This is a genomic window from Mesorhizobium sp. L2C066B000 (genome assembly GCF_000502335.1).
In the GTDB taxonomy this organism is placed as follows: Bacteria; Pseudomonadota; Alphaproteobacteria; order Rhizobiales; family Rhizobiaceae; genus Mesorhizobium.
The window spans coordinates 1831061-1857794 of sequence record NZ_AYWZ01000001.1; the positions used below are offsets into that span (position 1 = coordinate 1831061).

Genomic DNA, 26734 nt, shown 5'->3' on the forward strand with positions numbered 1-26734 from the left:
GATCAGAGCATATGAGCGAACCGGCCGGCCCCCTGGAGACCGAACAGACCGCGGAGGCGCCGCCGCCGCGCCGCGAGCCGGTGTTCAACCTGCCACCGGCGGTGCTGGCGGTGATCGGCATCTGCGTTGCCGTCTTCCTGCTGCAGCAATATGTGCTGACCGAAGAGCAGCAGATAACATTGCTCACCGACGGCGCCTTCATTCCGGTCCTCTACACCGGCCAATACGGTTTCGACTGGTTCCTCTTCACCCGTCCTTTCACCTATGCCTTCATGCATGGTGGCGTTGCCCACATTGCCATCAACATGGTTGCGCTGGCCGCCTTCGGGTCGCCGCTGGCCAACCGTCTCGGCTGGTTCTGGTTCGCCTTGTTTTTCGCCGCCACCGGGCTGGCCGCGGTGGTGCTGTTCTGGGCGGTCCATCCATACGGCGAAGCACCGCTGGTCGGCGCTTCCGGGGCGATATCGGGCATGATGGGTGCGGCGGCTCGCTTCGGGTTCCGTACCGACCGCTCCTCCGGCAGGGCGGCCTTTGCCGGTCCCGTGCTGCCGATCGCAGTCGTTTTGCGCATGCGCGGCGTCGTCAATTTTCTCGGCGCCTGGATGGTCATCAATCTCGCCACCGGCCTTTACGGTCTCGGGCTCGGAGAACCCGGCCAGATCGCCTGGGAAGCGCACATTGGCGGCCTCGTCGCAGGCTTCTTCGGATTGCGCTGGTTCGACCGGCGCTGGCGGGCGCCTGAATGGGAGATCCCCGACGACCAGCGCACCCCCGACTAGCGCACTCTATTGGCGCACCCCACTGGCACACCCCACTGGCACACTTGAAAAGCAACCGATCACGGCGCACGATGTTCACTCTTATGTGAAGCCGGTCAGGGCGGGAGCTGGCTAGCCAAGCAGGAGGAGGAGGACGCCATGACGGTTAAGGCAATTCTCGAGAGAAAAGGCCATGACGTGTTCACGCTCGGGCCGAATGTAAAGCTCAGCGAAGCCATTCGAATCCTGGCCGACCACAAGATCGGTGCACTGGTCATCACCAACGGCGATCGCAAGATCGTCGGCATCCTTTCCGAGCGTGACATCGTGCGGGTCGTTGCCAGGGAAGGCGCTGCCGCACTTGATATAACGGTACGCTCGGCGATGACGCCGAAAGTGAAGATCTGCAACGAGAACCACACGGTCAACGAGGTGATGGAGATCATGACCAAAGGCCGTTTCCGCCATCTGCCGGTGGAAAGGGATGGGCTGCTCGACGGGATCGTGTCGATCGGCGACGTGGTCAAGCGCCGCATCGAGGATGTCGAGCGCGAGGCCGACGAAATCAGGGCCTATATCGCAACGGCCTGACCTGACGAAGAAACCGCCGTCCGAATACCGGCCGGCGGCGTTCATTCTATCGGTTGCCGAGCGGCCGAAAGGGGCTGAAAAGGCCAGCCCACTGCTCTGCGCTGCTTTGGGCGCTTGTCTCGCGAAGCGGTTTGCACTAGCGAAGACCGATACCCAAATTCGCGAAAATCGCAGTTTTCGCGAGCCAAAAGCGCAGGCCACCATGACCCTTATCGATACCCGCACGCCCGATGCCAAACGTTTTATTCCCGGCGCTACCGGCGATTGGGAGATCATCATCGGCCTCGAGGTCCATGCGCAGGTAACCTCGGAAGCAAAGCTGTTTTCCGGGGCGTCGACGACTTTCGGCGCGGCGCCCAACGCCAATGTCAGCCTGGTCGACGCGGCCATGCCCGGCATGCTGCCGGTCATCAATGAGGAATGCGTCAAGCAGGCGATCCGCACCGGCCTCGGATTGAAGGCGCAGATCAACCACAAGTCGGTGTTCGACCGGAAAAACTATTTCTATCCCGACCTGCCGCAGGGCTACCAGATATCGCAGTTCAAGCAGCCGATCGTTGGCGAAGGCACGATCGTCATTTCGGTCGGTCCCGACCGGCAGGGCGACTTCGAGGACATCGAGATCGGCATCGAGCGCCTGCACCTGGAGCAGGACGCCGGCAAGTCGATGCACGACCAGCATCCGACCATGTCCTATGTCGATCTCAACCGCTCCGGCGTGGCGCTGATGGAGATTGTCTCCAAGCCGGACATGCGCTCCGCCGACGAGGCCAAGGCGTATGTCACCAAGCTGCGCACCATCGTGCGCTATCTCGGCACTTGCGACGGCAACATGGACGAAGGCTCGATGCGCGCCGACGTCAACGTCTCCGTTCGCAAGCCCGGCGGCGAATTCGGTACGCGCTGTGAGATCAAGAACGTCAACTCGATCCGCTTCATCGGCCAGGCCATCGAGTTCGAGGCGCGCCGCCAGATCGCCATCCTCGAGGATGGCGGCAAGATCGATCAGGAAACCAGGCTGTTCGACGCCGTCAAAGGCGAGACGCGCTCGATGCGCAGCAAGGAAGAGGCGCATGACTACCGCTACTTCCCCGATCCCGACCTTTTGCCGCTGGAATTCGATCAGGCCTATGTCGACGCGCTGGCCAAGGAGTTGCCGGAGCTGCCCGACGACAAGAAGGCGCGGCTGATCTCTTCACTTGGCCTGTCGACCTACGACGCCTCGATCCTGGTGTCGGAAAAGCCGATCGCCGACTATTTCGAGCAGGTGGCCTCGGGCCGCGACGGCAAGCTTGCCGCCAACTGGGTCATCAATGACCTGCTCGGCCAGCTTAACAAGGCCGGCAAGGACATTGAAAATGCTCCTGTAACACCGGAGCAGCTCGGTGCCGTGATCGACCTGATCAAGGAAGGCACCATCTCCGGCAAGATCGCCAAGGATCTGTTCGAGATCGTCTGGAACGAGGGCGGCGATCCGCGCCAGCTGGTCGAAAGCCGCGGCATGAAGCAGGTCACCGACACCGGCGCCATTGAGAAAGCGGTCGACGAGGTGATCGCTGCCAACCCCGACAAGGTCGAGCAGGCTCGCGCCAAGCCGACCATGGCCGGCTGGTTCGTCGGCCAGGTGATGAAAGCCACCGGCGGCAAGGCCAACCCGCAGGCGGTCAACGATCTGGTCAAGGCCAAGCTCGGTATCGAATAGAACAATGTTCGTCCGCACCGCCAGCGAACGTGACCTTGCCGCCGTCCGCGCGCTGCTGGTCGAAACCTGGCACGCAACCTACGACGCGATCTATGGCGCCCAGCGGGTGATCGAAATTACCGACGACTGGCATTCGATCGCCTCGCTCAAGGCGCGGCTGACAAGGCCGAACTCGGAATTCCTGGTCGCCGATGACGGCAAGCGTATCGGCGGCATGGCTTTTGCCGCCGCAACGGCGGATGCGAAGATCGTGTTGCTGAACCAGCTCTATGTACTGCCGGCCTGCCAGCGGCAAGGCATCGGCCAGGCCTTGCTGGACGAGGTCGAAGCCAGCTTTCCCGAGGCGAACAGGTTGCGGGTCGAGGTGGAAGAGGCCAACGTGCCGGCCATCGCCTTCTACCGTTCGAAGGGATTTTTGCCGGTCGGCAGCACAGCCGATTGCGGCGGCGGTTCGGGGTTGCCGGCGCTGATCTTCGAGAAACCGCTGGGATAGGCGTCCGACGAAACGTTCAGTGCTGTCCCTTCAGGACGACCAGATAGCCGCGTTCCACCGGCTGCCGGAAGGCGATCTGTTCGGATGTGCCCGGATCTTTCGATTGCTTTTCGATGACGTAGCCGCCGGGATGAGACTTGAGCCATTCCTCAGGCTTGTCGGCGTTCTCGAATGGCTTCTCTATTCGCCCAAGGAAACCGACCTCGCCCTGATAGTCGTAAGCGACGGCCCAGTCGGCGTCCTTTCGTTCGACGATGAAGCTCGCCAGCGGCGTGAGATCGTAGCGTTTGAACACGGTCGCCGAGGCGGCGGCGTGGCCGATGGCGAAAAGGGCAAGCATGACAAAGGCCGTCGCCCTCAGCCTGGCGACTGAAATCTCGGCCATGAAGTAGCCCAGCAGAATGGTCGCGAACGGTAGTGCCGGCACGACATAGTGCGGCTGCTTGCCGGATATGGCGCTGAAGACCAGCAGCACCGCAATGAACGAGAACGACAGCAGGCGCAGGGCACGCAGATCCGGGGATTTGGTGTCGATCAGGCTGCGTATCCGGGCAACCGGCCTCAGCCGCCACACCGGGGGGATAAAGGCCCAGGGCACGAACATGAGCGGCAACAGCATCAGGTAAAAGTAAAACGGCCGGCCATGCGAATTGTGCAGGCTTCCGGTAACCCGACCTGCCGACTGGTTCCAGACGAGATCGTAGACGAAACTGCCCTTGGTCAGGATGGTCGCGGGCGCCAGCCATATGGCGACCGGGACAAGGGCGGCGAGAATTGCCAGGCCGGCTCCGGCAAAGAACTGCAAAGGGGCAAGGCCGGCTCGCCGGTCACGCCAGAGGGGATAGAGCAGGACGGGCGCGCCGATGTGAATGAGCACGACCGGGCCTTTGGCCAGCACGCCGAGCCCGATGAACAGACCCGCCAGCACCGCCTGCCACCGGTTGCCGGTCCTGGCGAAGGCCAGCAACGACAGCAGTGCGGCGACCACGCAGGCCGTCAAAAGCATGTCGAACAGGATCAGGGTCGAATAGATGACAAAGACGGTGCTGCCGGCCACCAGCCAGGGGATGCGGCTGGCGATGTCCTGGCGCTCGGGAAACAGGGTTTTGGCCAGAAGCGTCGTCAGCCAGATGACCAGCGACGAGGCGGCGAAGATGACGAGCATCGCCGCCGCGCGGCTCACACCGAAGATGTTCCAAGAGAGATCGATGAGCCAGAACAACAGCGGCGGCTTCTGCAGATAGGGCGCAAAGTTCATCGTCGGTACGAAGACATGTCCACCGAGATACATCTCCCAGGCGACGCTGAGATAGCGCGTCTCATCGACCGGCAGTAGCGGACGAAAAGCGAGCGCGATGCAAAGCAGGGCCAGCAGGAAGAGGTAAGGCAGCAGCCGTTCAATTCGTGTCGGTATCAAGTTCGGGGACCGCCCAGGAAATGGTTTCCACGTCCGGTCGTGCATGATGCACCGTCTCCGGACCGGAGCAGAACCGCACCATGATTTTGGCCGAATTGCAACGATGCCGGCTTGGTATTGTGGATTACGCCTGCGTACCGGTAAATAGTTGAAAAATTTGACGATTGGCTCCGAGTATGGCTTCAGGCCGAGCGCAGCGGCGGCGTCAATTCGCGCATCAGGAGTTCCAGCTCTCGCTGGTCGCCGGTGGCGGTCTTGTCGAAGATGGTTGCCAGCTGTGATTTGACGGTGCCGTCCGAGACGCCGCTGGCAGCCGCGATTTCACGCCGTGTCAGCCCGGCGGCGACATGGCCGGCGACACGCTTTTCCGCTGCGGTCAGTCCGAACAGCGCAGCGATCGCTTCCAGCGCCGGCACTGATGCGGCGCCGGCGGCGGCAATGAAGATGGCCGCGGCGGCGCGCGGCGACATGCGGGCCGAAATGTCGCGTCGCGCCAGAGGCATGACATGCGCCACCGCCGGAGACATGGCCTTCACCAGCGGAATGTTGATGCCGGACGGTCCGAGCGCGAATTCGTCGCGCGTGCCGAGCTGGACGGCGCGGCCGATGGCGGTGTTGGCGTTGGCATAAGCGAAGGACAGCTGGCCGCGCACCGAGGACACTGAGGCGGTTTCGGTGAGCAGGGCTTCGGCTGCCCGATTGGCGAAAATGATCTGCATATCGTCGGCGACGATCAGCACCGGATGGTCGAGGCTCTCGAGGATGGAGCGAAAGACGTCGGCCTTGCGCCGCTCGGCCTCGAACAGGTCGCCGATGGTCACCGCACGCCGGACATGGGGGGCGAGCCTGGACATCAGGTCGATATCCCTGGCTGAAATCTGGGGCCTGTCCTTGTCGGTAACCACCATCAGCGTGCCGGTGCGCGCCGGCTGCTTCATCAGCGCCACCCAGAAGAAATCGTCGAGACGGTTGGGTTCCACCCACTCGCGCACGATGCGGCTTTCGAGCCAGTTCTGGCGGGCGTCAGGGCCTTGCAGGGCGTAGACGCTGTCGACGGTCAACGGTATGTCGACTTCCATCTTCGGCACCGCCTTGAAAAAGGGCACCTCGCAGGCGTAATCGCGCTGCAGCGGTTCAAGCAGGACCGGATCGCCGCAGGAAGTCGAAAACCGGGCCGAGTTGCTCGCCGTATCGACGACCGCCAGCATGGCAAGCCGGCCGAACGCCAATTTGCAGATTGATTCAAGCGTCGATGGCCAACGGCCGACATCGACAATCGAATCATAGATCGCTTCGACGATCTGCGGCAGGGCGCGACCGAATATGTTGGCCTGGATAGACACGTAGAGCCTCGTAAGTATTGCAGCGTAGTGGCAGGTCACACACTGTCTCCGCCTGGGGTCGCACACAACATAGCCGGGCTGGTTACGTCTGTGAAACGTCTCACAGCGGCGTTCGGTGTATTGTGAGCGCTTACGGGCTGGCCAGAACATGCCTGATGAGCCGTTGTCTAAGAGCGCTCGGGCCGGTCTGCGATACAAATCAAAGTGAACGGAATTGGAATTTCTCAGGGAATAAATGAGGAAACTTCCACATTGTCGATCAACCTGGTTCTGCCAAGCCACGCCGCGGCAAGCAGGCGGCCATCGCCGTCACGCCGCCACGAGGTGAGCGTCAGGCCCTCGCGCGCGGCGACATAGTCGACGCTGTCGAAGCCTGCCTCGAGAAGCGCGGCAGTGGCTTTACCGGTAACGCCGTTTTCATCGGCACCGGCCGCGAGCGCTGCCGCCGTCTGGCGCAAGATGACATTGAGCTGTCGCGCGACGTCGAGTTCGGCGGCGTCGAGATAGGCGTTGCGCGACGACATTGCCAGGCCGTGCGCATCGCGCACGGTTGGCGCGCCGACGATTTCCACCGGAAGGTCAAGATCGCGGCAGAGCTTTCGGACGACGCAAAGCTGCTGGTAGTCTTTTTCGCCGAAGATGGCGTAGTCGGGCAGGGCTTGCAGAAAGAGCTTGGCCACGACCGTGGCGACGCCCTCGAAGAAGGTCGGCCTGAAATCCGATTCCAGGCCAGAAGACGGGCCGCCGACCGAAATCTTCGTCGCAAAGCCTGCCGGATACATCTCGGAAACCGTAGGCGTGAAGGCAAGCTGTGCGCCGGCCTCGGTCAGCCGGTCGAGATCGCGGGCCAGCTGACGCGGATACTTGTCGAGATCTTCAGTGGGGGCGAACTGGGCCGGGTTGACGAAGATCGAGACGACGCAGCGATCGGCCGTTGCGAGCGCGGCCCCGACCAGCGAGATATGGCCGTCATGCAAAGCGCCCATGGTCGGCACCATGGCGACGCTCAGGCCTTCGCGCCGCCATTCGCGGATCTGCGCGCGAAGGCCGGGCACGGTGTCGACGACGAGCGGCTGGCGGATGGGGGGCCGGTTCATGCCTTGTCCTTGTCGCTCGCGGCTGAAAAGACGTGGCCCGGCCCAGGGAAGGTGCGGCTGCGCACCTCCGCTGCGTAGCGCGCTGCGGCATCGGCGACCACGCTGCGCAAATCGGCGTATTCCTTGACGAATTTCGGCACCCGGTCGACCGTCAGGCCGACCATGTCGTCGATGACCAGGATCTGGCCGTCGCAATCGCGGCTGGCGCCGATGCCGATGGTTGGAATGGCAATGCGCCGGGTGAGGTCGGCGGCAACAGTCTCGACCGTGCCCTCGATAACCAGCGAAAACGCGCCGGCCTTTGCGACCGCGTCGGCGTCGCGCATGAGCGCGGCCACATTCTCCGGCGTGCGGCCCTTGATCTTGTAGCCACCGTCCTTTTCCACCGATTGCGGCTGCAAGCCGATATGGCCCATCACTGGAATGCCGGCCGCGACGATTGCCGCGATCTGGAGGGCGACGTCGACGCCGCCTTCCAGCTTCACCGCCTGGCAGCCGGTTTCCTCAGAGATGCGGCGCGCCGAGGCAAGGGCTTGCGCGGCCGAAGTCTCGTAGCTGCCGGCCGGCATATCGACCACCACGCAGGCCTTTGATGAACCGCGCATCACGGCCTGGCCATGGGCGATCATCATCTCCAGCGAGGCGCCGAGCGTGGTCTTGTGGCCATGCAGCACCATGGCAACGCTGTCGCCGACCAGGAGAAGGTCGACATGATCGTCGAGCAGGCGGGCGACGGGATAGGTGTAAGCGGTAAGGCATACGATCGGCACGCCGCCCTTGCGGGCGCGTATTGTCTCCGCACTGATCCTGGCGACAGCTAAGGCCATTCCTCACCTCCCGCAGCCGGCGTTGACTACAGCGCCGCGCCCCGTGGACGCGCAAAGGACGCTGTAGCACTTGGGTTTGCGCATGATCCTTTCCGAAAATCGATTTCGATTTTCGGGGTCATGCGGCAGCGCCGGGCGATGAGAGCTTTAGGAAGACGCAGCCGGCTTGGCAAGCGTCGGTTCGCAGGTGCGAAATGGATCGGCCAATCACCGAGCGTTTCGGCATGCCGTCAGTGCCGCAGGCGCCGCAAAACCCTTGCCTTCGCCAAGGCCTGACGCCATAAGCAGGGACAGCCACCGCCGCGCGCCCGCGAGGATCTGAATGAAAACTTTCCTTCTGCAGTTTTTCACCTGGTGGAACCGCCAGACGCTGGGAACCCGTTTTCACACCTGGCGCCACGGCAACAAGGTCGGCCAGGATGGGGCCGGCAACGTCTACTACGAAGGCGGCGTCGATTCGGAAGGCCGCACCCGCCGCTGGGTCATCTACGCCAATTATTCGGAGGCGTCGGCGATCCCCCCGGGCTGGCACGGCTGGATGCATCACCGCGTCGATGTGGCGCCGCCAAGCGACGACTATCGGCCGCGCGAATGGGAAAAGGCGCATGAGCCGAACCTCACGGGAACACCGGCGGCTTATCGCCCAAAGGGTTCCGTGCTCACCAATCAGCACCGTCCGCAGGTGACGGGCGACTACGATGCGTGGACGCCTGGTTCTTGACCGCCGGCCGGTCCTTTGTCGCCACAATTGGCGTTTAGCTGCTTGCTGATATGACAACGGCGAATAGCCTTGGGCGTGACAGAATCACCCGGGCCCAAACCACCGGTATCTCCGCATGAACATTTTCAGCCTGACATCGATGGCCGGACTGGCGGCAATTGGCGCTGTCGCCATGTTCCCGACAGCGTTTGCCGCGGCGCAGGCGCCTGCGGCAGCACCCGCAATCTCCGATCGCATCACCAATCCGGTCGCCGAATTTGCCGGCATCGACAAGATCACCGGCCGTATCATCACCTTCGATGTCTACATCGACGAAACCGTGCAGTTCGGCGCTTTGCAGGTGACGCCGCGCATCTGCTATTCGCGGCCGGAGAATGAAGAGCCGAAGACCGATTCCTTCGTCGAAGTCGACGAAATCACGCTCGACCGCAAGATCCGCCGCATCTTCACCGGCTGGATGTTCGCCGAGAGCCCCGGCCTAAACGCCGTCGAGCACGCCGTCTATGACGTCTGGCTAAAGGGCTGCAAGCAGAAGTCGGATGTGCCGCCGCCCGACGCGGCCAATGCCGAGACGCCCAAGGTCGACACGTCCAAGCCAAAGCCCGCCGCTGCTCCGGCCGCCGAACAGCCGGACCCCACGGAGCCTGACGCGACCAACACCAACTGATCCTCCGGAACCGTCATGGCCACCATGCGTTGGGCCATGGACGACCGCGCATTTGCGTGCTTGGAGGATATTCTGATGTCGGACAGCAAACGGATCACGGCCAGCAAAGACGACCTGCTCGAACTCGAAAAGGGGTTCTGGACGGGCGACGAAGCTTACTACGCCGCCAATGTCGACACAGAATGCCTGGTGGCATTTCCTGAGATGGCACAGGCAATGGACAATGCCGATCTGGCCAAGACCGCGACCAAGCCCAACCGCTGGCGCGACCTTCAGATCGACCTCAAGGGTATCATCGAGCCCGGCAGCGACATTATCATGCTGACCTATGAGGCTCATGCGACACGAGAAAACGGCGAGCCCTACGCCGCGCTGGTCAGCACTGGCTATGTCCACCGTGTCAACGGCTGGAAGATGATGTTCCATTCGCAGACGCCGATGGAAACCGCGAAGGGCTGACCCCTTTCACCGGTCGAGCCGGCTCGGCCGCTCGGTCTCCGATCAGGGATAAAAAACGGCTTCGCCCTTCAGCGCGTCGGCCAACATCTTCTCGTATTTGACGCGCGGCACGTCGACCGCGCCGAAGCGTTTGAGATGCTCAGTGGTGAATTGCGTGTCGAGCAGGGCAAAGCCGCGCGCCTTCAGCCGCTCGACCAGATGATACAGGCAGGTCTTGGACGCGTCGGTTTCCCGGGCGAACATGCTTTCGCCGAAGAACACGCGACCGAGCGAGACGCCATAGAGGCCGCCGACCAGCCGTTCCTCGCGCCATGCCTCGACCGAATGGCAGTGCCCCAGACGGTGCAGTTCGATATAGGCTTCGCGGATCGGCGCGTTGATCCAGGTCGAGCGGCGCTCCTCGCGCTTTTCGGCGCAGCCGTCGATCGTCGCCTCGAAATCGAAATCGAAGCGGATGTCGAACGGGTGCTTGCGAATTGTCTTCCGCAAGCTCTTCGGCGTGTGGAAGCCATCGAGCGGTATGATGCCGCGCGTCTCCGGCCGCACCCAGAACACTTCCGGGTCGGAAGCGCTCTCGGCCATCGGGAAGACGCCCGAGGCATAGGCCTTGAGCAACAGGTCGGTCGGAATGCGATAGCCGGGAGCGTAAGGACGGGTCATCGCGGCATCATAGCGGCAAGTCGGGCGCTATTCCTCTTTGGCCAGATACTTTTCCAGCCAGTGGATGTCGTAGTCGCCATTGGCGATATCGGCATTGCCGACCAGGTCGCGAAACAGCGGCAGCGTCGTCTTGATGCCGTCAACGACGAATTCGTCGAGCGCCCGGCGCAGCCGCATCATGCATTCGACGCGGTTGCGGCCGTGCACGATCAGCTTGCCGATCAGGCTGTCATAATAGGGCGGGATCTTGTAGCCGGAATAGACACCGGAATCGACGCGAATGCCGAGACCGCCAGGCGTGTGGAAATGCGTGATCGTGCCGGGCGAAGGCGTGAAGGTACGCGGATCCTCGGCATTGATGCGGCATTCGATGGCGTGGCCGTTGAACTTTATGTCCTCCTGGCGCACTGAAAGCCCGCCGCCGGAGGCGACGCGGATCTGTTCGTGCACGAGATCGATGCCGGTAATCGCTTCCGTCACCGGATGCTCGACCTGCAACCGCGTGTTCATCTCGATGAAGTAGAACTCGCCATTCTCGTACAGGAATTCGATGGTGCCTGCGCCGGAGTAGCCGAGGTCGGCGATGGCCTTGGCACAGATATTGCCGATGCGGGCGCGCTCCTCGGCGTTGAGGGCCGGCGAGGGCGCCTCTTCCCAGACTTTCTGGTGGCGGCGTTGCAGCGAACAGTCGCGCTCGCCGAAATGCACGCCGCGGCCGGCGCCGTCGCCGAATACCTGCACCTCGATGTGGCGCGGCTTTTCCAAGTATTTCTCGATGTAGACGGCATCGTCGCCGAAGGCCGCGCCGGCTTCCGTGCTCGCTGTCTGCAAGGCGATCTCGAGATCGGCTTCGGTAAGGGCGACCTTCATACCGCGCCCGCCACCGCCTGCCGATGCCTTGATGATCACGGGATAGCCGATCTCGGCGGCAATGCGCCTGGCTTCCTTTTGATCGGTGACGGCGCCGTCGGAGCCCGGCACAACCGGAATGCCGAGCCGCTTTGCGGTGCGCTTGGCCTCAATCTTGTCGCCCATGATGCGGATATGGTCGCCCGACGGGCCGATGAAGGTGATGTTGTGGGCGGCGAGAATGTCGGCGAACTTGGCGTTTTCCGACAGGAAGCCATAGCCCGGATGCACGGCATCGGCGCCTGTGATCTCGCAGGCTGCGACGATCTGGTGGATGTTGAGATAGCTGTCGCGCGACGGCGGCGGACCGATGCACACGCTTTCGTCGGCGAGCCTGACATGCATGGCGTCAGCGTCGGCGGTCGAATGCACGACCACGGTCTGGATGCCGAGTTCCTTGCAGGCGCGCAGCACCCGAAGCGCGATTTCGCCGCGGTTGGCGATGAGGATCTTCTGGAACATCCGGCCCGCTCTACTCGATCACGACGAGCGGCATGCCGTACTCGACCGGCTGGCCGTCCTCGAACAGGATCGCCGTCACCGTGCCGGCGCGCGGCGAAGGGATCTGGTTCATCGTCTTCATCGCTTCGATGATCAGCAGCGTCTGGCCTTCCTTGACCTTCTGGCCGACTTCGATGAAGGCCTTGGCGTCGGGCGAGGGCGCGAGATAGGCGGTGCCGACCATCGGCGAGGGGACCGCGTTCTTGGACGGGTCGGCCACTGCTGGTGCGGCAGCCGCGCCCGCCGCGGGCTGCTGCGCTGCCGGAGCATAACCGGCCTGCGGGGCGGCGATGGCGTGGACGGCCGGCGCCTGGCGCGATACGCGCACCTTCAGGTCGCCGAGCTCGACTTCGATCTCGGTGAGATTGGTGTCGTTCAGTATGCCCGCCAGATCGCGGATCAGTTGCTGGTCAACACCGGTCTTCTTTATCGACATTTTCGAGCCTTCTGTTTGTGGGCCGGTCATAGGCGTGCCGCCAGCGCCTGCAGCGCCAGCGAGTAGCCAAGCGGTCCGAACCCGCAGATCATGCCGACAGCGACCGGCGCGACCATGGAGACGTGGCGGAATGGTTCCCGCGCGTGGATGTTGGAGAGGTGAACTTCGGCGACGGGCAGCGGCGCGACAGCGCGGATGGCGTCGTGAATGGCAATCGAGGTGTGGCTGTAGGCACCCGGATTGATGACGATGCCGGCTGCCTTGTCGCCGGCTTCCTGGATCCAGTCGACGAGGTCGCCCTCATGGTTCGACTGGCGAAAATCAATCTCGAGGCCAAGCGCGGCGCCCGCCTGCTTGCAGTCGTCGGCGATCGAGGCAAGCGTCTTGCCGCCATAGATGCCCGGCTCGCGCTTGCCGAGCGCGTTCAGGTTGGGGCCGTTCAGGACGAAAATCGTTTTCAAAAATGCCGACCTTTTCCGACGCCGGCCTCAAGCCGGCGCGCAGGGCCTTCTATAATGGGCATAGCCGCCCTCGGAAAGAGCACAAGTGCGATCTTTCACTGTCCACAACAGGCGGAAATGTGCCCGTGAAAAATAGGCTCGCGTGCAAGATCAGAGTGCGGCTTTCGCCGCCTCGATCTTTTCGGCCAGCACTTCCTGGCCGAGCGCCCCGAACACCACTTCATTGCCGACCACGTAGGACGGCGTTCCGGTGATGGCCAGCTTGTTGGCGAGGTCGAAGGTCTTTGAGAAGGCCTCGGTGATGGTCGGGTCCTTCATCTTCTCGCGCAATTTCGCCTCATCGGCGCCTAGCGACAGCGCAACCTTGATGGCCGCCGCCTCGGTGGCGCGGCCCTGGCCGCCGAGCAGGGCGTTGTGGAACTCGCCGTATTTCTCCGGATGCATCAGGTGGAAAGCCATCGAGACGACGCTGGCCTTTTGCGAATCCGGCCCGAGGATCGGGAATTCCTTGAGCACGAAGCGCAGCTCCGGATCGGCCTTTGTCAGAGCCTGCATGTCGTCGATGGCGCGTTTGCAGAAGCCGCAATTGTAGTCGTAGAATTCGACGATGGTGACCTTGCCCTTCGGATTGCCGACGACGCCGTCGAAGGTCGAGTTGAAAATCTCGGACTTGGCCTTCTCGATGACGCCGAGGCTGGCTATGCGCTGCTCTTCCTTCTGCTTGGCCTCGAGCGCCTCCTGCACTTCGAGCAGCACTTCGGGGTTCTTCAGGAGATAGTCGCGGATAATGCCCTCGACCTCGGTGCGATCGATCTTGGTGTCGGCAGAGGCGGTCTGCACGGTCTGCGCCGTGCCGGCCTTGGCCACCTGCGGACTGCCGGCGACGAACCCGAAAGCGAGCATGGCAAGAGCAGCCGCCACTCCCGTCGTGCCGAGCAATATTGCCTTGTTCATCGTCTCATCCTCTTTACCGGTTCCGGTCTATCCTAGTCGCCGCGGGCGACCGGAAGGTTCATTTCTTGAGTTTGCCTGAAGGGTTGTAGTTTATGATGTCCTGCGCCCGAATCCAGCCGGGCTCGCCGCGCTTCAAGTCTTTTTGCGCGCGCATGGCGAAAATTTTCGCATTCGTGTAATCGCCGGAATAAAAGTGGCCCTCGGCGGTGGCGAGTTCCGCCGCCGGAATGTTGCCAAGCTCGCCATAGGCCTGGGCGAGATAGCGGTATCCGACCGTGTTTTCCTTGTCGCGCCCGAGACCGTTGTTGATCTGCACCACCGCCTTCTTCAGCGAGTCGGGCGTGCCGATGGCCATCAGCGCCTGGCCGAGGGAAACGGGCAACAGGCCCGACCTCACCGGATCGAGGCTGACCGCCTTGGCATAGGCGTCCGCGGCGTCCTTGGGCTTGTTGGCCTTCATCAGTATGTCGCCGCGCATTTCCTGGAAGTAGGGGTTCTTCGGCTGTTCCTTGATCAATGCATTGGCCTTGGTCAGTGCTGCACCCAGATTGCCGTAGAGATAGGCCATCTGCGCTTCGCCATAGCGCGAGGCGAGGCTGCCCGGGGCCTTGCGGATCAGTCGCGTGGCGGCGGCCTGGCCGCCCATATAGGCGGCGATCTTGATGCGCATCATGTCGTGCCGCTGCTGCAGTGCCGGCGGATCGACCTTGTCGACGTTAGGGCTCTGCTTGACCAGCACTTCGAGATTGGCGATGCGCTCCTGCGGCATCGGGTGGCTGATGCGGTAGGGATCGACCTGCGTGCCGGAAAGCGACAGCGCGCTCTGGAAGCGGGCGAAGGTCTTCAGCATGCCCATGCCGGACTGGCCGGTGGCATTGAGATAGGTGATGGCAGAGCGGTCGGCGGTCGACTCTTCGGTGCGCTGGTAGGCAAGAATGCTGCGCTGCGCCATCTCGCCGCCGCCCGCAGCCACGCCCATGCCGGCGCCGGCAAGGCCGCGGCTGTTGGTGGTGGCGCCGGCAACGATGGCGCCGGCGCCAAGCAGCGTGGCGATGATGGCCATGGTCTTGGCGCGCTCGAGCTGGTCGCGCAATTTCTGCTGATGGCCGCCGGCGATGTGGCCGGCCTCGTGGGCGATGACGCCGATGATCTCGTTGGGCGTTTCGGCCTGCATCAGCGCGCCGGTGTTGATGAACAGCCGGCGCCCGGTAACGAAGGCGTTGAAGCTCTGATCGTTGACCAGAACGATATCGACACCGTCATTGGCAAGACCGGCCGCCTTGAAGATCGGCCGCGCATAGTCGCGCACCAGCGCCTCGATCTCGGCATCGCGCACGACCGGCACCGCCTGGGCGAAGGCCGTCACCGAGCCGGTGACAGCGACGGCGGCGGCAAGCAAAAGCGTCGCGAGGCCGCGCACTGTCTTCCCGATGGAAGATTTGGACATCGTCGATTTGGGTCGGCTCAGCATGAGGTCCACTGGTAAACGAGCGGGCGAACGATGAAAAGTCACGGCACCGAAACTAGGCGAACTTGTGATCCTCACATCAATCGGGCATTTGTGCGGCGCTGCCGCCGGTTCATGGCTTCGAGCGGCGGGCCGGACGGAGGTCAAATGGTAGTTTCGCTGTCGCGCCGCGGTGAAGTCGAGCCGTTTCACGCCATGGACATTCTGGCCGAAGCCAACCGGCTGAAGGCGACGGGCGTGCCTGTCGTCTCCATGGCCGTCGGCCAGCCATCCGATCCGGCGCCCGTGGGCGTGAGGGAAGCAGCCGCAAATGCGCTGAGGATCGGACGCATCGGCTACACCGACACGCTCGGTCTGGCGGATCTGCGCAAGGCGATCGCCACGCATTATGGCGACCATTACGGGATCGATGTCGCGCCGAACCGGATCGCCGTGACCACGGGATCGTCGGCCGCCTTCAATCTGGCATTCCTGGCGATGTTCGATCCCGGCGACCGCGTCGCCATCGCAGCACCCGGCTATCCCGCCTACCGCAACATCATGGCCGCGCTCGGCATCCAGATCGTCGAGATCGAGCTCGGCAGCGACGCCTATCTTCATGCCGAACATTTGAAATCGGCGCACCGGGAAAAACCGCTGAAGGGTGTGTTGTTCGCCAGCCCGGCCAATCCGACAGGTGCGGTCATTCCCGTCGACGAGTTGTCGGCACTGGTGAGGACAGCCGAAGAACTCGGCATCGCGGTGATATCGGACGAAATTTATCACCGGCTGGCCTATGCCGCGCCCGACACCACGGCGCTGGCCCATGGCTCAGGCGTGACGGTGATCAATTCCTTCTCGAAATATTATTGCATGACCGGATGGCGCATCGGCTGGATGGTGCTGCCGGAAGCTCTGGTGAGGCCGATCGAGCGCATCGCCCAGAGCCTCTACATCTCGCCGCCGGAACTGTCGCAGATCGCCGCGATCGAGGCCTTCAAGGCGACCCAAGAGCTGGAAGCGGTGAAGGCGCGCTATGCCTGGAACCGCGAGCTGTTGATGCGGCGCCTGCCGGAACTCGGATTTCCCTTGGCGGCGCCGATGGACGGCGCCTTCTACGCTTTCTGCGATGTCACCCGGCATACCAATGACAGCATGGCCTTTGCGCGCAAAATGCTGGCCGAAGCGCATGTGGCGGCGACGCCCGGTCGCGATTTCGATCCGCTGGCAGGACACCGCACGATGCGCTTTTCCTATGCCGGCAGCCATGACGACATGGTCGAGGCGATAGCGCGCATCGAGCGCTGGCTGAAATAGCGGGGACGAGCATGCCGGATCTTGAACAAGCGCTGGCCGATGTCGCCGCCGAGATGGCCGAGCGCACCGATCGCGGTGACGTCGCCACCTACATTCCGCAGCTCGGCAAGGTCGATCCGAAGAAATTCGGCATTGCCGCCGTGACCAATGACGGCCGCGTGCTGGTCGCCGGCGACGCCGACCAGGCGTTTTCGATCCAGTCCATCTCCAAGGTGTTTACGCTTACGTTGGCGCTCGGCAATGTCGGCGACGCGCTGTGGCAGCGTGTCGGACGCGAGCCGTCGGGCAATCCGTTCAACTCGATCGTGCAACTCGAGCATGAGAACGGCATTCCGCGCAATCCGTTCATCAATGCCGGCGCCATCGTCGTGTCCGACATACTGCTTGCCGGCCACCAGCCGCGCGAGGCGATCGGCGAAATCCTGCGCTTCATCCAGTTCCTTGCCGATGACGAAACCATCATCATCGACCGCGAGGTCGCGGCTTCCGAACGCGCCACCGGCTATCGCAACTTCGCGCTTGCCAACTACATGAAATCCTTCGGCAATCTCAACCATGCACCGGAGCTGGCGCTGGGCGTGTACTTCCACCATTGCGCCATCGCCATGAGCTGCCGGCAATTGGCGCTGGCCGGCCGCTTCCTCGCCAATGGCGGCAGAAACCCGGCAACCGGGCACTCCGTGGTGTCTGCCGAGCGGGCGCGGCGCATCGGCGCCATGATGCTGACCTGCGGCCACTATGACGGTTCCGGCGATTTCGCCTTCCGTGTCGGCATTCCCGGCAAAAGCGGCGTCGGCGGTGGCATATTGGGGATCGTGCCGGGTGTTGCTTCGCTCGCCGTATGGTCGCCGGGCTTGAATGCCAACGGCAATTCCAAGCTGGGGTCGATCGCCTTGGAAAAACTGGCCAGGATGATGAACTGGTCGATTTTCGCCCCCTGACGCCTTCCGTCATTCGCGCATGCAAAAATCCCGCGCCGTGGTTTGAACGGCGCGGGATTTTTGTCAGGAACCTATTTTAATCGGCTGAATAGCTTAGAAAAAGCCCTTCCGCTGCCACCAGCCGGCGCGCTTCGGCTTTTCCTCGGCCTTTGCCTCGTCGGCAACGCTGGAGGAAACCACCGGCACCGCGGAGGTATCCGCGGCCACGGCTTTGCGCCGTGACGGGCGAGCCTTGGCGGGCTCGTCGTCGACGGTCGTTTCCGTGGCGGCATCGGCCGCAGCGGGGGCGGCAGCTTCGACGGCAGCTTCCGGTGCAGCCTCGGCCGCCGTCTCATCGGCGACTTCCACCACAGCCTTCTTTGCCCTTGAAGCGCGCTTCTTCTTCGGCTTTTCGGCTGGAGCGTCGTCGTTCGCCGCGGCGGGAGCCGCTGCTTCTTCAACCGCTACGGCTGCCACGGGCTCGCTTGCGGCCGTTCCGACTTCAGCGGCCTCGGCCACCGAGGCGGTTTCGCCGGCTTCGGTCTCCGTGCCGTCTTCGCGACGATTGCGCTTGCCGCCGCGCTTGCCGCGACGGCGCTTCTTGCCCTGGGCGTCATCTGATGCTTCCACCGTTTCGACGGCGCCAACCTGGGCTTCGTCTTGCTGTGTTGCATCGTCAGCGCCTGGTTCAGCGGCAAAGTCGTCGCTTGCCGCCGAAACCGAAGCACCTTCGGCGCCATGCTCGCGATCGCCATGTTCGCGTTCGCGATCCTTGCCGCCGCGCCGCCTGCGGCGCTTGCGACGCTTGCGGTCGCGGCCTTCGCCGTCCTCAGCCGATCTCGGCTGCTGCTGCGACTGCGGCTGCGCCTGGCGCGGCTGCTCGGCCTGTACCACAACCTCGTCGTCTTCCTCCTCGATGACGATCTCGTCCTCGGGCTCTTCCGGCTCGACATAGGCCGGGAAGGTTCGCGCTTCGACAAAGCCTTCCGGCTTTTCGGCAATGGCGCCGCGGAAAATCGCGTAGTGCTGGACACCGACCGTGTCATCGGCCTCGACGGTGATGGTCAGGCCAAAGCGGCTTTCGAGTTCCACCAGCGTGCCGCGCTTGTGGTTGAGCACATAGAGAGCGGTCGCCGCCGGGGTGCGCACCGTGATGTGGCTGCGCGAATCCTTGAGCAGGAATTCCTCGATCGCCCGTACCACCATCAGCGCCACCGACGAATCGGAGCGCACATGGCCGGTGCCGCCGCAATGCGGGCACGGCTTCATGGTCGATTCCAGCACGCTGGCGCGGATGCGCTGGCGCGACATCTCCATCAGACCGAAATGTGAGATGCGGCCGACCTGGATGCGGGCTCGGTCGTTCTTGAGGTGATCCTTCAGCCGCTTCTCGACGGAGCGGTTGTTGCGGTTCTCCTCCATGTCGATGAAGTCGATGACGATCAGGCCGGCGAGATCGCGCAGCCTCAATTGCCTGGCGACCTCTTCCGCCGCTTCAAGGTTGGTGTGGAGAGCGGTGTCCTCGATCGAGTGCTCCTTGGTGGAGCGGCCCGAATTGACGTCGATGGCGACCAGCGCCTCGGTTTGGTTGATGATGATGTAGCCGCCGCTCTTCAGCGTCACCTGCGGCTGCAGCATGCGGTCGAGCTGCGCCTCGATCCCGTTGCGCACGAAGATCGGCGTCGTGTCGCGGAACGGCTGAACCACCTTGGCGTGGCTCGGCATCAGCATGCGCATGAAATCCTTGGCCTCGCGGTAGCCTTCCTCGCCGGAGACAAGAATCTCGTCAATATCCTTGTTGTAGAGGTCGCGCACCGAGCGCTTGATCAGGCTGCCTTCCTCATAGACGAGGGCAGGGGCGGTGGATTGCAGCGTCAGATTGCGGACGTTTTCCCAAAGCCGCATCAGATATTCGTAGTCGCGCTTGATTTCCGCCTTGGTGCGGCTTTCGCCGGCGGTGCGCAGGATGACGCCCATGCCCTGCGGCACTTCGAGATCGGCAACGACCTCCTTGAGGCGCTTGCGGTCGACCGCACTGGTGATCTTGCGCGAAATGCCGCCGCCGCGTGCGGTGTTGGGCATCAGCACGGAATAGCGGCCGGCAAGCGACAGATAGGTGGTGAGTGCAGCGCCCTTGTTGCCGCGCTCTTCCTTGACCACCTGCACCAGCAGGATCTGCCGGCGCTTGATGACTTCCTGAATCTTGTACTGGCGGCGCACCGGCTTGCGGCGGCTGCGCACCTCTTCCAGCGCATCCTCGGCGCCTACGGATTCGATCTCGTGGTCGTCCGGATGCGAGGACTGCACCTCTTCCAGCATGCCGCGATCATTGTCCTCGGAGGTGGCTTCGCCACTTGCCTCGCTGGACGACCTTTCGTCACCCGGCTCCGCCGCAGGGACAGCTTCGGAGATCACATCCGCTTCGACGCTTGCCGCGATCGATGTCGGGCCGCCTTCCGACGGTTCGGTCCCGGATGTCTCGGCGTCGGAGGCTTCGCTGTCGCCATGCCCGGCATGATCGTCATGCCCGGCGGTATTGGCCGCGGCATGCTCGGAAGCAGGCGCTTCGGAGACGGCATCGCTGCCGGCATCGCCATGTTCGCCGTTCTCATCATCGGCGCCGGCGTCGCGCTTGTGTTCGCCGCGCTCACGACCCTTGCCGCCGCGCCGGCGCCCGCGCCGCCCGCGATCGCGACTCTGGCGGTCGTCGCCGTCATTGTCCTCGTTCTCCTCTTCCTCCGCTTCCTGCGCTTCGGCGCGCAGCAAAGCCTGACGATCGGCGACCGGGATCTGGTAATAGTCGGGGTGAATTTCACTGAAGGCGAGGAAACCGTGACGGTTGCCGCCATATTCGACAAAGGCTGCCTGGAGGGAAGGTTCGACACGCGTTACGCGGGCGAGATAGATGTTTCCTTTGAGCTGCTTCTTGTCCTGAGATTCAAAGTCGAATTCTTCAATACGGTTACCGCGGATAACGACAACGCGTGTTTCCTCCGGGTGGGAGGCGTCTATCAGCATTTTGTTGGGCATTATTTCGTTTCCTCCCGGCAGCCGTCAGCCGCAGCTTGCGAGGCAAAGCCCGCTGCTGCGTGTCTGGGATGTGGGTGCCGGATGTCTGAATGTCCGCCGGACGCCGCTTGAGCGCCATGGCGGTGCCGCCCGCAGCCACAATGGCGCGGTTTGATGCGGACCTTTCCATGATTGCGCTTGAAGCCATCGTCACCAGCAGAACCTTTTGAACCAAAGCCCGGACGAACCGGACCAGCTTGTTTGCTCATACAGAGCCGGCACGGGAACAAACCCGGCCGTTTTCCTCACGCAGGCGATTCCCCCGCCACGGGCGCACACCTGCGAAATTCGTCGCGATCACCTGAAGCCTTTTCGCTGGAGCGAAAGGAGCCGCCTTTCATCTGACCTGTAGCAGGAAGCTGCGGGAGAAGCGGTTCCAGGATTGCAGTGATCCACCATCGCTTTTATGATTTGACGGGGTGGAAGGCAACCCCGATTTCGGATGCCGGCAAAAAGCAGTGCCGTAACGGAAGCACAGGCCTTAATCCTCAATGAAAAGGCTTGGTTAACCTTCTCTGGATACCAATCGTTAATCGAGTCTGCGGCCTGACCGGCATTTCGACCAACCACGCGGGCGCAAGCGCCAAATCGGGAGCGACTGCAAAGAAATGGGACTGGCGGGCATCACAGACAAGGGCCATGGCCGTGCAGGCCGTTTCCTGCGCGCTGCCGGTGTGCTGTTGCTGCTGGCGCTTTGCCTTGCTTTTGCGCCGGTTTCACGCGCCGCCGATGCGCCACTCGGCGCCACCGCCTACAAGATGGCCGGCGACGCAACCAAGATGCGCATCGTCATCGATTTCGACCGCGAGCCCGACATCAAATGGTTCCTGCTGCGCGGCCCCAACCGGCTGGTCGTGGACCTGCCGCGCACCCGATTCGCCATTGGCGCGAAGGACGCCAAGGCCCGCGGCCTGGTCAAAGCGGTGCGTTATGGCGATCAGGGCGAGGGATCGCGGCTGATCCTGACCGGCAAGGGGCCGTTCTCGGTCGACAAGCTCGAGGTGCTCAAGAACGAGGACGGCGCAGGCTATCGCATCGCCATCGACATGTCGGCAGCCTCCGACCGCGAGTTCGACGAAGCCCTTGCCAACCAGGCGCTGACCACTGGCTCGACCGTCTCCACCGACAAGGGCTCCAGGGTCGGCACAGGGCCGATCTCCAATCCCGGGCATCGCTTCACCATCGTCATCGATCCCGGCCATGGCGGCATCGACGGTGGCGCCGAAGGCCTCAACGGCACCATCGAGAAGAACGTGACGCTGGCCTTCGCCACCGAATTGCGCGACAAGCTCGCCGCCGTCGCCAACTACGACGTGTTCATGACGCGCGATACCGACGAGTTCCTGCGGCTCGATGACCGCGTGCGCATCGCCCGGCAGCACGAGGCCGACCTTTTGATCTCGATCCATGCCGACACGATCAGCGTCAAGGGTATCAGAGGCGCCACCGTCTATACCGTCTCCGACAAGGCGTCCGATCCGCAAGCGCAGGCGCTTGCCGACCGTGAAAACCTCTCCGACCAGTTCGCCGGCATGGTGATCAAGGACGACAACAAGGAAGTCACCGACATACTGATCGACCTGATCCGCCGCGAGACGCATAATTTCTCGATGAGCTTTGCCCACACTCTGGTCGGCCAGTTGTCCACCAGCGTCGGCCTGATCAATAATCCGCAGCGTTCGGCCGGCTTCAAAGTGCTGAAAGCGCCCGATGTGCCGTCGGTGCTGGTGGAACTTGGCTATCTCTCCAACGCCAAGGATGAAGCGCAACTGCTCGACGCCGACTGGCGCGGCAAGGCGGCGCAGAGCATCACCAACGCCGTCGCCCTGTTTGCCTCCGCCAAGATGGGAACGGGAACCGGAGGCTGAGATGGTCGCCGCCGCCCACGACCGGAGGCAGCGTTGCACGACGACAACACCAGGCGCTTTTATTTCAGGTGGGGGATGCCTAAACCGGGCACTGCCGTATTTTGCCCACATGGTGGCGACATGGGTTTTCCATCACGGATCGGGACAGTTGCGAAGGCTTGCGCGGAAGGCGGCTTCGTCTAGGAAATTCCCGGACCTCGGACTGGAGCGGGCATGATTCGTCTTATCGGCTATTTCTTTGGTATCGGCACGACGCTGGCGCTTATCGTCGCCGCGGGCGTGGCGATATACATCAGCCATCTGTCGAAAGACCTGCCCGACTACGAGGTTCTGGCCAAGTACGAGCCGCCGGTGACGACCCGCATCCATGCTTCCGACGGCTCGCTGATGGCCGAATATGCGCGCGAACGGCGGCTCTATCTGCCGATCCAGGCGGTTCCGGACCGGGTCAAGGCGGCGTTCCTGTCGGCCGAGGACAAGAATTTCTACAACCATCCCGGCATCGACATCACCGGGCTTGGCCGCGCCATCTACGTCAACCTGCAGAATCTGGGTTCGGGCAGGCGCCAGGTCGGCGCCTCGACCATCACCCAGCAGGTGGCGAAGAACTTCCTCTTGTCCTCGGACCAGACCTACGAGCGCAAGATCAAGGAGATGATCCTGGCCTTCCGCATCGAGCAGGCTTATTCGAAGGACCGCATCCTTGAGCTCTATCTCAACGAAATCTTCTTCGGCTTCGGCGCCTATGGCGTTGCGGGCGCGGCACTGACCTATTTCGACAAGTCGGTCAACGAACTCACGGTCGCGGAAGCCGCCTATCTGGCGTCGCTGCCGAAGGGGCCCAACAACTACCATCCCTTCAAGCATGCCGACCGCGCCATCGAGCGCCGCAACTGGGTCATCGACCAGATGGTCGAGAACGGCTACGTGACGCGCGAGGAAGGCGACAAGGCCAAGGCCGAGCCGCTTGGCGTGACGCCGCGCCGCAATGGCTCCTATCTGTTTGCGGGTGAATATTTCACCGAGGAAGTGCGCCGCCAGATCATCTCGCGCTATGGCGAGAACGCGCTCTATGAGGGCGGCCTTTCGGTGCGCACGACGCTCGATCCGAAGATCCAGCTCATCGCCCGCAAGTCGATGCAGAACGGCTTGCTCAAATACGACACGCTGCGCGGCTATCGCGGACCGGTGACGCATATCGATGCCTCCGGCGACTGGGGCGTGGCGCTGGGCAACGTCAAGGGGCTGGAAGACGTGCCGGAATGGTCGCTTGCCGTCGTGCTCGACAGCTCGGCGACCGGCCTTTCCATCGGCCTGCAGCCGACGCGGCAGATTTCGGGCGATATCGTCAAGGAACGCATCGAAGGCGCCGTCAGCAAGGAAGACATGAGCTTTGCCATGCGCCATGTGGTCGATGGCAAGACGGTCAAGGCCAAGTCTCCGGCCGATGTACTGCAGCCCGGCGACGTCATCTTCGTGCAGAAGAACGAAGGGTCGGAAGGCGCCTACACGCTGCGCCAGGTGCCGGAAGTGGAGGGCGGCCTGATCGCCATGGATCCACATACCGGCCGCGTGCTGGCCATGGTCGGCGGCTTCTCCTATGCGCAGTCGGAGTTCAACCGTGCCACGCAGGCGATGCGCCAGCCGGGATCGTCCTTCAAGCCGATCGTCTATTCGGCCGCGCTCGACAATGGCTATACGCCGGCCTCGGTGATCATGGACGGACCGATCACCATCCAGAGCGGCACCACGACCTGGACGCCGAAGAACTATGACGGCACGGTGGCAGGCCCCGCGACCTTGCGCTCCGGCATCGAAAAGTCGCGCAATTTGATGACGGTGCGGCTGGCCAACGACATGGGAATGAAGCTGGTGGTGGAATATGCCGAGAGGTTCGGCGTCTACGACCATCTGGCGCCGTATCTGCCGATGGCGCTGGGCTCCGGCGAGACGACGGTGATGCGCATGGTGTCGGCCTATTCGATCATGGCCAATGGCGGCAAGTCGATCAAACCCTCGCTCATCGACCGCATCCAGGACCGCTACGGCAAGACCGTGTTCAAGCAGGACGAGCGCGGCTGCCAANAAACCCTCGCTCATCGACCGCATCCAGGACCGCTACGGCAAGACCGTGTTCAAGCAGGACGAGCGCGGCTGCCAAGGCTGCAACGCGCCCGAATGGAACAACCAGCCCGAACCGGAACTGGTCGACAATTCCGAGCAGGTGCTCGATCCGATGACGGCCTACCAGATCACCTCGATGATGGAAGGCGTGGTCCAGCGCGGCACCGGCGCCACCATCGCCGAGCTTGGCCGCCACATCGCCGGCAAGACCGGAACGACCAATGACGAGAAGGACGCCTGGTTCATCGGCTATACGCCGAACCTCGTCGTCGGCCTCTACATGGGTTACGACACGCCGCGCGGTCTCGGCCATGGCGCCACCGGCGGTGGTCTGGCGGCGCCTATCTTCAAGGACTTCATGCGCGTTGCGCTGGACGGCACGCCCAATGTCGACTTCAAGGTGCCGGAAGGCATGAACCTGGTCGCGATCAACCGCAAGACCGGCATGCGTGCCGCGTCGGGCGATCCCGGCACCATCATCGAAGCCTTCAAGCCCGGCACCGGCCCGGCCGACAGCTATTGGGTGATCGGCATGGGCGCCGACGGGTCCAACGGCGCCGGCGGACCGCTATCGCCGCAGGCTACGGAAGCCATCCAGGCACCCGGCGGCGGGCTTTACTGACGACCTGATTTCTTAAGCTGAATGGGCTGGCTTGTTGAGCCGGCCCATTTCGCTTTACAGGCAGCAATGCCGTGCCTATGTATCGCGCCGACCCAAGCGCCACTTCGAAAACAGGACAGAACAACCAGCCATGCGCGCGGAAACGCAGAACATTGTCGACGAGATCAGGCAGGCGATCACCCTGCTGAGGAGGCATCTTTGACTGGGATCAGGCCATAAAACGGCTTGAATACCTGAACGTGCGCGCCGAGGATTCAAGCCTCTGGAATGATCCGCTGGAAGCGCAGAAGCTGATGCGCGAGCGCCAGGGCCTCGAAGACGGGATCGCCGGCGTCAAAAGCCTGACCCAGGCGCTGGAAGACAATATCGGCCTGATCGAACTGGGTGAGGAAGAGGGCGACCAGAGCGTGATCGCCGAGGCGGAAGCGGCCCTCCGCTCGATGCAGGGCGAGGCCAAGGCCCGCCAGGTCGAGACGCTGCTGTCGGGCGAGGCAGACGCCAACGACACCTATCTCGAAGTCCATGCCGGCGCCGGCGGCACCGAGAGCCAGGACTGGGCCTCGATGCTTCTGCGCATGTACACGCGCTGGGCCGAGCGTCGCCGTTTCAAGGTCGAGGTGCTGGAAGTCCATGATGGCGAAGAAGCCGGCATCAAGTCCGCCACGCTCCTGATCAAGGGCCACAATGCCTATGGCTGGCTGAAGACCGAGTCGGGCGTTCATCGCCTGGTCCGCATTTCACCCTATGACAGCAATGCGCGCCGCCACACGTCCTTCTCCAGCGTCTGGGTCTACCCGGTCGTCGATGACAGGATCGAGATCGACGTCTCGGAATCGGATGTACGCATCGACACCTACCGCTCATCCGGTTCGGGCGGCCAGCACGTCAACACCACGGACTCGGCGGTTCGCATCACCCATATCGCCACCGGCATCGCGGTTGCCTGCCAGGCCGAACGCTCGCAGCACAAGAACAAGGCGAAGGCCTGGGAAATGCTGCGCTCGCGCCTTTACGAGGAAGAGCTGAAGAAGCGCGAAGCGGTGGCCAATGCCACAGAAGCGTCGAAGAGCGACATCGGCTGGGGTCACCAGATCCGTTCCTATGTGCTGCAGCCCTACCAGTTGGTGAAGGACCTGCGCACCGGCGTCGAGAGCACCAGCCCGTCGAGCGTGCTCGACGGCGACCTCGACGACTTCATGGAAGCTTCGTTGTCGCAGCGCATCGAGGGCGGTGCCGGTGAAGCCGTGGCCGACCTCGACTAGGATATGTCCATATTCAGGTGAGGCCGGCCTGCGAATGGCTGATTCCTGCGCTTCCGCCACTTTCGGCTCGGCTGACTTGAATAAGAACATCCCTGGGCGGGGGAGCGAA

Annotated in this window: 24 protein-coding genes; 13 read left to right on the forward strand and 11 right to left on the reverse strand. The window is 63.0% G+C overall.

Annotated elements, in window-relative coordinates:
- Window positions 1–11 precede the first annotated feature (11 nt).
- From X733_RS157495 to X733_RS157480, 4 genes are all read left to right on the forward strand, one after another.
- Window positions 12–779: a rhomboid family intramembrane serine protease gene (locus X733_RS157495; RefSeq protein WP_023734412.1), complete on the forward strand. Its 768-nt coding sequence runs from the start codon at window positions 12–14 to the stop codon at window positions 777–779.
- 138 nt (window positions 780–917) lie between these two features.
- Window positions 918–1349 carry a CBS domain-containing protein gene (locus tag X733_RS157490; protein ID WP_023818184.1) on the forward strand — a complete coding sequence of 144 codons (432 nt, stop codon included), beginning with the start codon at window positions 918–920 and terminating at the stop codon, window positions 1347–1349.
- A 202-nt stretch (window positions 1350–1551) separates the two neighbouring features.
- On the forward strand, window positions 1552–3051 hold the full coding sequence (gene gatB / locus X733_RS157485) for an Asp-tRNA(Asn)/Glu-tRNA(Gln) amidotransferase subunit GatB (protein WP_023729809.1): 1500 nt from the start codon (window positions 1552–1554) through the stop codon (window positions 3049–3051).
- Window positions 3052–3055: 4 nt separating this feature from the next.
- Window positions 3056–3544, forward strand: a complete 489-nt coding sequence (locus X733_RS157480) for a GNAT family N-acetyltransferase (RefSeq protein ID WP_023729808.1) — start codon at window positions 3056–3058, stop codon at window positions 3542–3544.
- A gap of 16 nt (window positions 3545–3560) precedes the next feature.
- Here X733_RS157480 and X733_RS157475 read toward each other — a convergent pair whose 3' ends face one another.
- The 4 genes from X733_RS157475 to panB form a co-directional block, all read right to left on the reverse strand.
- Entirely contained in the window at window positions 3561–4961 is a 1401-nt protein-coding gene (locus tag X733_RS157475) for a glycosyltransferase family 39 protein (RefSeq protein ID WP_023818185.1), read from the reverse strand.
- A gap of 182 nt (window positions 4962–5143) precedes the next feature.
- The gene (locus X733_RS157470; protein ID WP_023715794.1) at window positions 5144–6304 is read right to left on the reverse strand and encodes a helix-turn-helix transcriptional regulator; all 1161 of its coding nucleotides are present in this window, start codon (window positions 6302–6304) and stop codon (window positions 5144–5146) included.
- 224 nt (window positions 6305–6528) lie between these two features.
- The gene (gene panC / locus X733_RS157465; protein ID WP_023715793.1) at window positions 6529–7386 is read right to left on the reverse strand and encodes a pantoate--beta-alanine ligase; all 858 of its coding nucleotides are present in this window, start codon (window positions 7384–7386) and stop codon (window positions 6529–6531) included.
- Between the two features lie 11 nt (window positions 7387–7397).
- Window positions 7398–8228 (reverse strand): 3-methyl-2-oxobutanoate hydroxymethyltransferase, encoded by an 831-nt coding sequence (gene panB / locus X733_RS157460; RefSeq protein WP_023715792.1) that lies wholly within the window; start codon window positions 8226–8228, stop codon window positions 7398–7400.
- Between the two features lie 322 nt (window positions 8229–8550).
- Between panB and X733_RS157455 the strand changes: the two genes are divergently transcribed.
- From X733_RS157455 to X733_RS157445, 3 genes are all read left to right on the forward strand, one after another.
- The gene (locus X733_RS157455; RefSeq protein ID WP_023667491.1) at window positions 8551–8949 is read left to right on the forward strand and encodes an NADH:ubiquinone oxidoreductase subunit NDUFA12; all 399 of its coding nucleotides are present in this window, start codon (window positions 8551–8553) and stop codon (window positions 8947–8949) included.
- 115 nt (window positions 8950–9064) lie between these two features.
- The gene (locus X733_RS157450) at window positions 9065–9616 is read left to right on the forward strand and encodes a DUF2155 domain-containing protein (protein ID WP_023681499.1); all 552 of its coding nucleotides are present in this window, start codon (window positions 9065–9067) and stop codon (window positions 9614–9616) included.
- A 75-nt stretch (window positions 9617–9691) separates the two neighbouring features.
- Window positions 9692–10075 (forward strand): hypothetical protein, encoded by a 384-nt coding sequence (locus X733_RS157445; RefSeq protein WP_023667489.1) that lies wholly within the window; start codon window positions 9692–9694, stop codon window positions 10073–10075.
- 42 nt (window positions 10076–10117) lie between these two features.
- Here X733_RS157445 and aat read toward each other — a convergent pair whose 3' ends face one another.
- The 6 genes from aat to X733_RS157415 form a co-directional block, all read right to left on the reverse strand.
- Window positions 10118–10735: a leucyl/phenylalanyl-tRNA--protein transferase gene (aat, locus tag X733_RS157440; RefSeq protein ID WP_023681498.1), complete on the reverse strand. Its 618-nt coding sequence runs from the start codon at window positions 10733–10735 to the stop codon at window positions 10118–10120.
- A 27-nt stretch (window positions 10736–10762) separates the two neighbouring features.
- Window positions 10763–12106 (reverse strand): acetyl-CoA carboxylase biotin carboxylase subunit, encoded by a 1344-nt coding sequence (gene accC, locus X733_RS157435; RefSeq protein WP_023681497.1) that lies wholly within the window; start codon window positions 12104–12106, stop codon window positions 10763–10765.
- Window positions 12107–12116: 10 nt separating this feature from the next.
- Complete coding sequence (gene accB, locus X733_RS157430) at window positions 12117–12581, reverse strand: acetyl-CoA carboxylase biotin carboxyl carrier protein (RefSeq protein WP_023681496.1); 465 nt, start codon at window positions 12579–12581, stop codon at window positions 12117–12119.
- Between the two features lie 26 nt (window positions 12582–12607).
- The gene (gene aroQ / locus X733_RS157425; RefSeq protein WP_023751491.1) at window positions 12608–13042 is read right to left on the reverse strand and encodes a type II 3-dehydroquinate dehydratase; all 435 of its coding nucleotides are present in this window, start codon (window positions 13040–13042) and stop codon (window positions 12608–12610) included.
- Window positions 13043–13192: 150 nt separating this feature from the next.
- Entirely contained in the window at window positions 13193–13996 is an 804-nt protein-coding gene (locus X733_RS157420; protein ID WP_023667484.1) for a DsbA family protein, read from the reverse strand.
- A gap of 58 nt (window positions 13997–14054) precedes the next feature.
- Complete coding sequence (locus tag X733_RS157415) at window positions 14055–15467, reverse strand: M48 family metalloprotease (protein ID WP_023818186.1); 1413 nt, start codon at window positions 15465–15467, stop codon at window positions 14055–14057.
- 144 nt (window positions 15468–15611) lie between these two features.
- On the opposite strand from X733_RS157415, the gene X733_RS157410 reads away from it, so the two are divergent.
- Together X733_RS157410 and X733_RS157405 are read left to right on the forward strand one after the other, a co-directional pair.
- Window positions 15612–16760, forward strand: a complete 1149-nt coding sequence (locus X733_RS157410; RefSeq protein ID WP_023818187.1) for an aminotransferase class I/II-fold pyridoxal phosphate-dependent enzyme — start codon at window positions 15612–15614, stop codon at window positions 16758–16760.
- 11 nt (window positions 16761–16771) lie between these two features.
- Entirely contained in the window at window positions 16772–17701 is a 930-nt protein-coding gene (locus tag X733_RS157405) for a glutaminase (RefSeq protein WP_023667481.1), read from the forward strand.
- A 93-nt stretch (window positions 17702–17794) separates the two neighbouring features.
- Here the strand turns inward: X733_RS157405 and X733_RS157400 are convergent, their stop codons facing one another.
- Window positions 17795–20710 carry a ribonuclease E/G gene (locus X733_RS157400; RefSeq protein ID WP_023818188.1) on the reverse strand — a complete coding sequence of 972 codons (2916 nt, stop codon included), beginning with the start codon at window positions 20708–20710 and terminating at the stop codon, window positions 17795–17797.
- A gap of 647 nt (window positions 20711–21357) precedes the next feature.
- On the opposite strand from X733_RS157400, the gene X733_RS157395 reads away from it, so the two are divergent.
- The 4 genes from X733_RS157395 (at window position 21358) to prfB (ending at window position 26625) form a co-directional block, all read left to right on the forward strand.
- On the forward strand, window positions 21358–22617 hold the full coding sequence (locus tag X733_RS157395) for an N-acetylmuramoyl-L-alanine amidase (RefSeq protein WP_023738932.1): 1260 nt from the start codon (window positions 21358–21360) through the stop codon (window positions 22615–22617).
- Between the two features lie 213 nt (window positions 22618–22830).
- Window positions 22831–24966, forward strand: coding sequence for a penicillin-binding protein 1A (locus X733_RS01000000165980; RefSeq protein WP_245274393.1), 2136 nt, complete (start codon window positions 22831–22833; stop codon window positions 24964–24966).
- On the forward strand, window positions 24854–25363 hold the full coding sequence (locus X733_RS1000000170665) for a penicillin-binding transpeptidase domain-containing protein (protein WP_245260872.1): 510 nt from the start codon (window positions 24854–24856) through the stop codon (window positions 25361–25363). The genes X733_RS01000000165980 and X733_RS1000000170665 overlap by 113 nt, the downstream gene beginning before the upstream one ends.
- A 130-nt stretch (window positions 25364–25493) precedes the next feature.
- A protein-coding gene (gene prfB / locus X733_RS157390; RefSeq protein WP_155922402.1) for a peptide chain release factor 2 occupies window positions 25494–26625 on the forward strand; the annotation gives its coding sequence in 2 pieces (ribosomal slippage) (window positions 25494–25559 and window positions 25561–26625; 1131 coding nt in all).
- The last annotated feature ends 109 nt before the right edge of the window (window positions 26626–26734 follow it).

What these genes read in the sequence shown, in the direction of transcription:
- X733_RS157495 (WP_023734412.1), top strand. Translation starts at nt 12, where the DNA reads ATGAGCGAACCGGCCGGCCCCCTGGAGACCGAACAGACCGCGGAGGCG.
- X733_RS157490 (WP_023818184.1), top strand. Translation starts at nt 918, where the DNA reads ATGACGGTTAAGGCAATTCTCGAGAGAAAAGGCCATGACGTGTTCACG.
- gatB (WP_023729809.1), top strand. Translation starts at nt 1,552, where the DNA reads ATGACCCTTATCGATACCCGCACGCCCGATGCCAAACGTTTTATTCCC.
- X733_RS157480 (WP_023729808.1), top strand. Translation starts at nt 3,056, where the DNA reads ATGTTCGTCCGCACCGCCAGCGAACGTGACCTTGCCGCCGTCCGCGCG.
- panB (WP_023715792.1), bottom strand. Translation starts at nt 8,228, where the DNA reads ATGGCCTTAGCTGTCGCCAGGATCAGTGCGGAGACAATACGCGCCCGC.
- X733_RS157455 (WP_023667491.1), top strand. Translation starts at nt 8,551, where the DNA reads ATGAAAACTTTCCTTCTGCAGTTTTTCACCTGGTGGAACCGCCAGACG.
- X733_RS157450 (WP_023681499.1), top strand. Translation starts at nt 9,065, where the DNA reads ATGAACATTTTCAGCCTGACATCGATGGCCGGACTGGCGGCAATTGGC.
- X733_RS157445 (WP_023667489.1), top strand. Translation starts at nt 9,692, where the DNA reads ATGTCGGACAGCAAACGGATCACGGCCAGCAAAGACGACCTGCTCGAA.
- aat (WP_023681498.1), bottom strand. Translation starts at nt 10,735, where the DNA reads ATGACCCGTCCTTACGCTCCCGGCTATCGCATTCCGACCGACCTGTTG.
- accC (WP_023681497.1), bottom strand. Translation starts at nt 12,106, where the DNA reads ATGTTCCAGAAGATCCTCATCGCCAACCGCGGCGAAATCGCGCTTCGG.
- accB (WP_023681496.1), bottom strand. Translation starts at nt 12,581, where the DNA reads ATGTCGATAAAGAAGACCGGTGTTGACCAGCAACTGATCCGCGATCTG.
- X733_RS157420 (WP_023667484.1), bottom strand. Translation starts at nt 13,996, where the DNA reads ATGAACAAGGCAATATTGCTCGGCACGACGGGAGTGGCGGCTGCTCTT.
- X733_RS157415 (WP_023818186.1), bottom strand. Translation starts at nt 15,467, where the DNA reads ATGCTGAGCCGACCCAAATCGACGATGTCCAAATCTTCCATCGGGAAG.
- X733_RS157410 (WP_023818187.1), top strand. Translation starts at nt 15,612, where the DNA reads ATGGTAGTTTCGCTGTCGCGCCGCGGTGAAGTCGAGCCGTTTCACGCC.
- X733_RS157405 (WP_023667481.1), top strand. Translation starts at nt 16,772, where the DNA reads ATGCCGGATCTTGAACAAGCGCTGGCCGATGTCGCCGCCGAGATGGCC.
- X733_RS157400 (WP_023818188.1), bottom strand. Translation starts at nt 20,710, where the DNA reads ATGCCCAACAAAATGCTGATAGACGCCTCCCACCCGGAGGAAACACGC.
- X733_RS157395 (WP_023738932.1), top strand. Translation starts at nt 21,358, where the DNA reads ATGGGACTGGCGGGCATCACAGACAAGGGCCATGGCCGTGCAGGCCGT.
- X733_RS1000000170665 (WP_245260872.1), top strand. Translation starts at nt 24,854, where the DNA reads ATGACGGCCTACCAGATCACCTCGATGATGGAAGGCGTGGTCCAGCGC.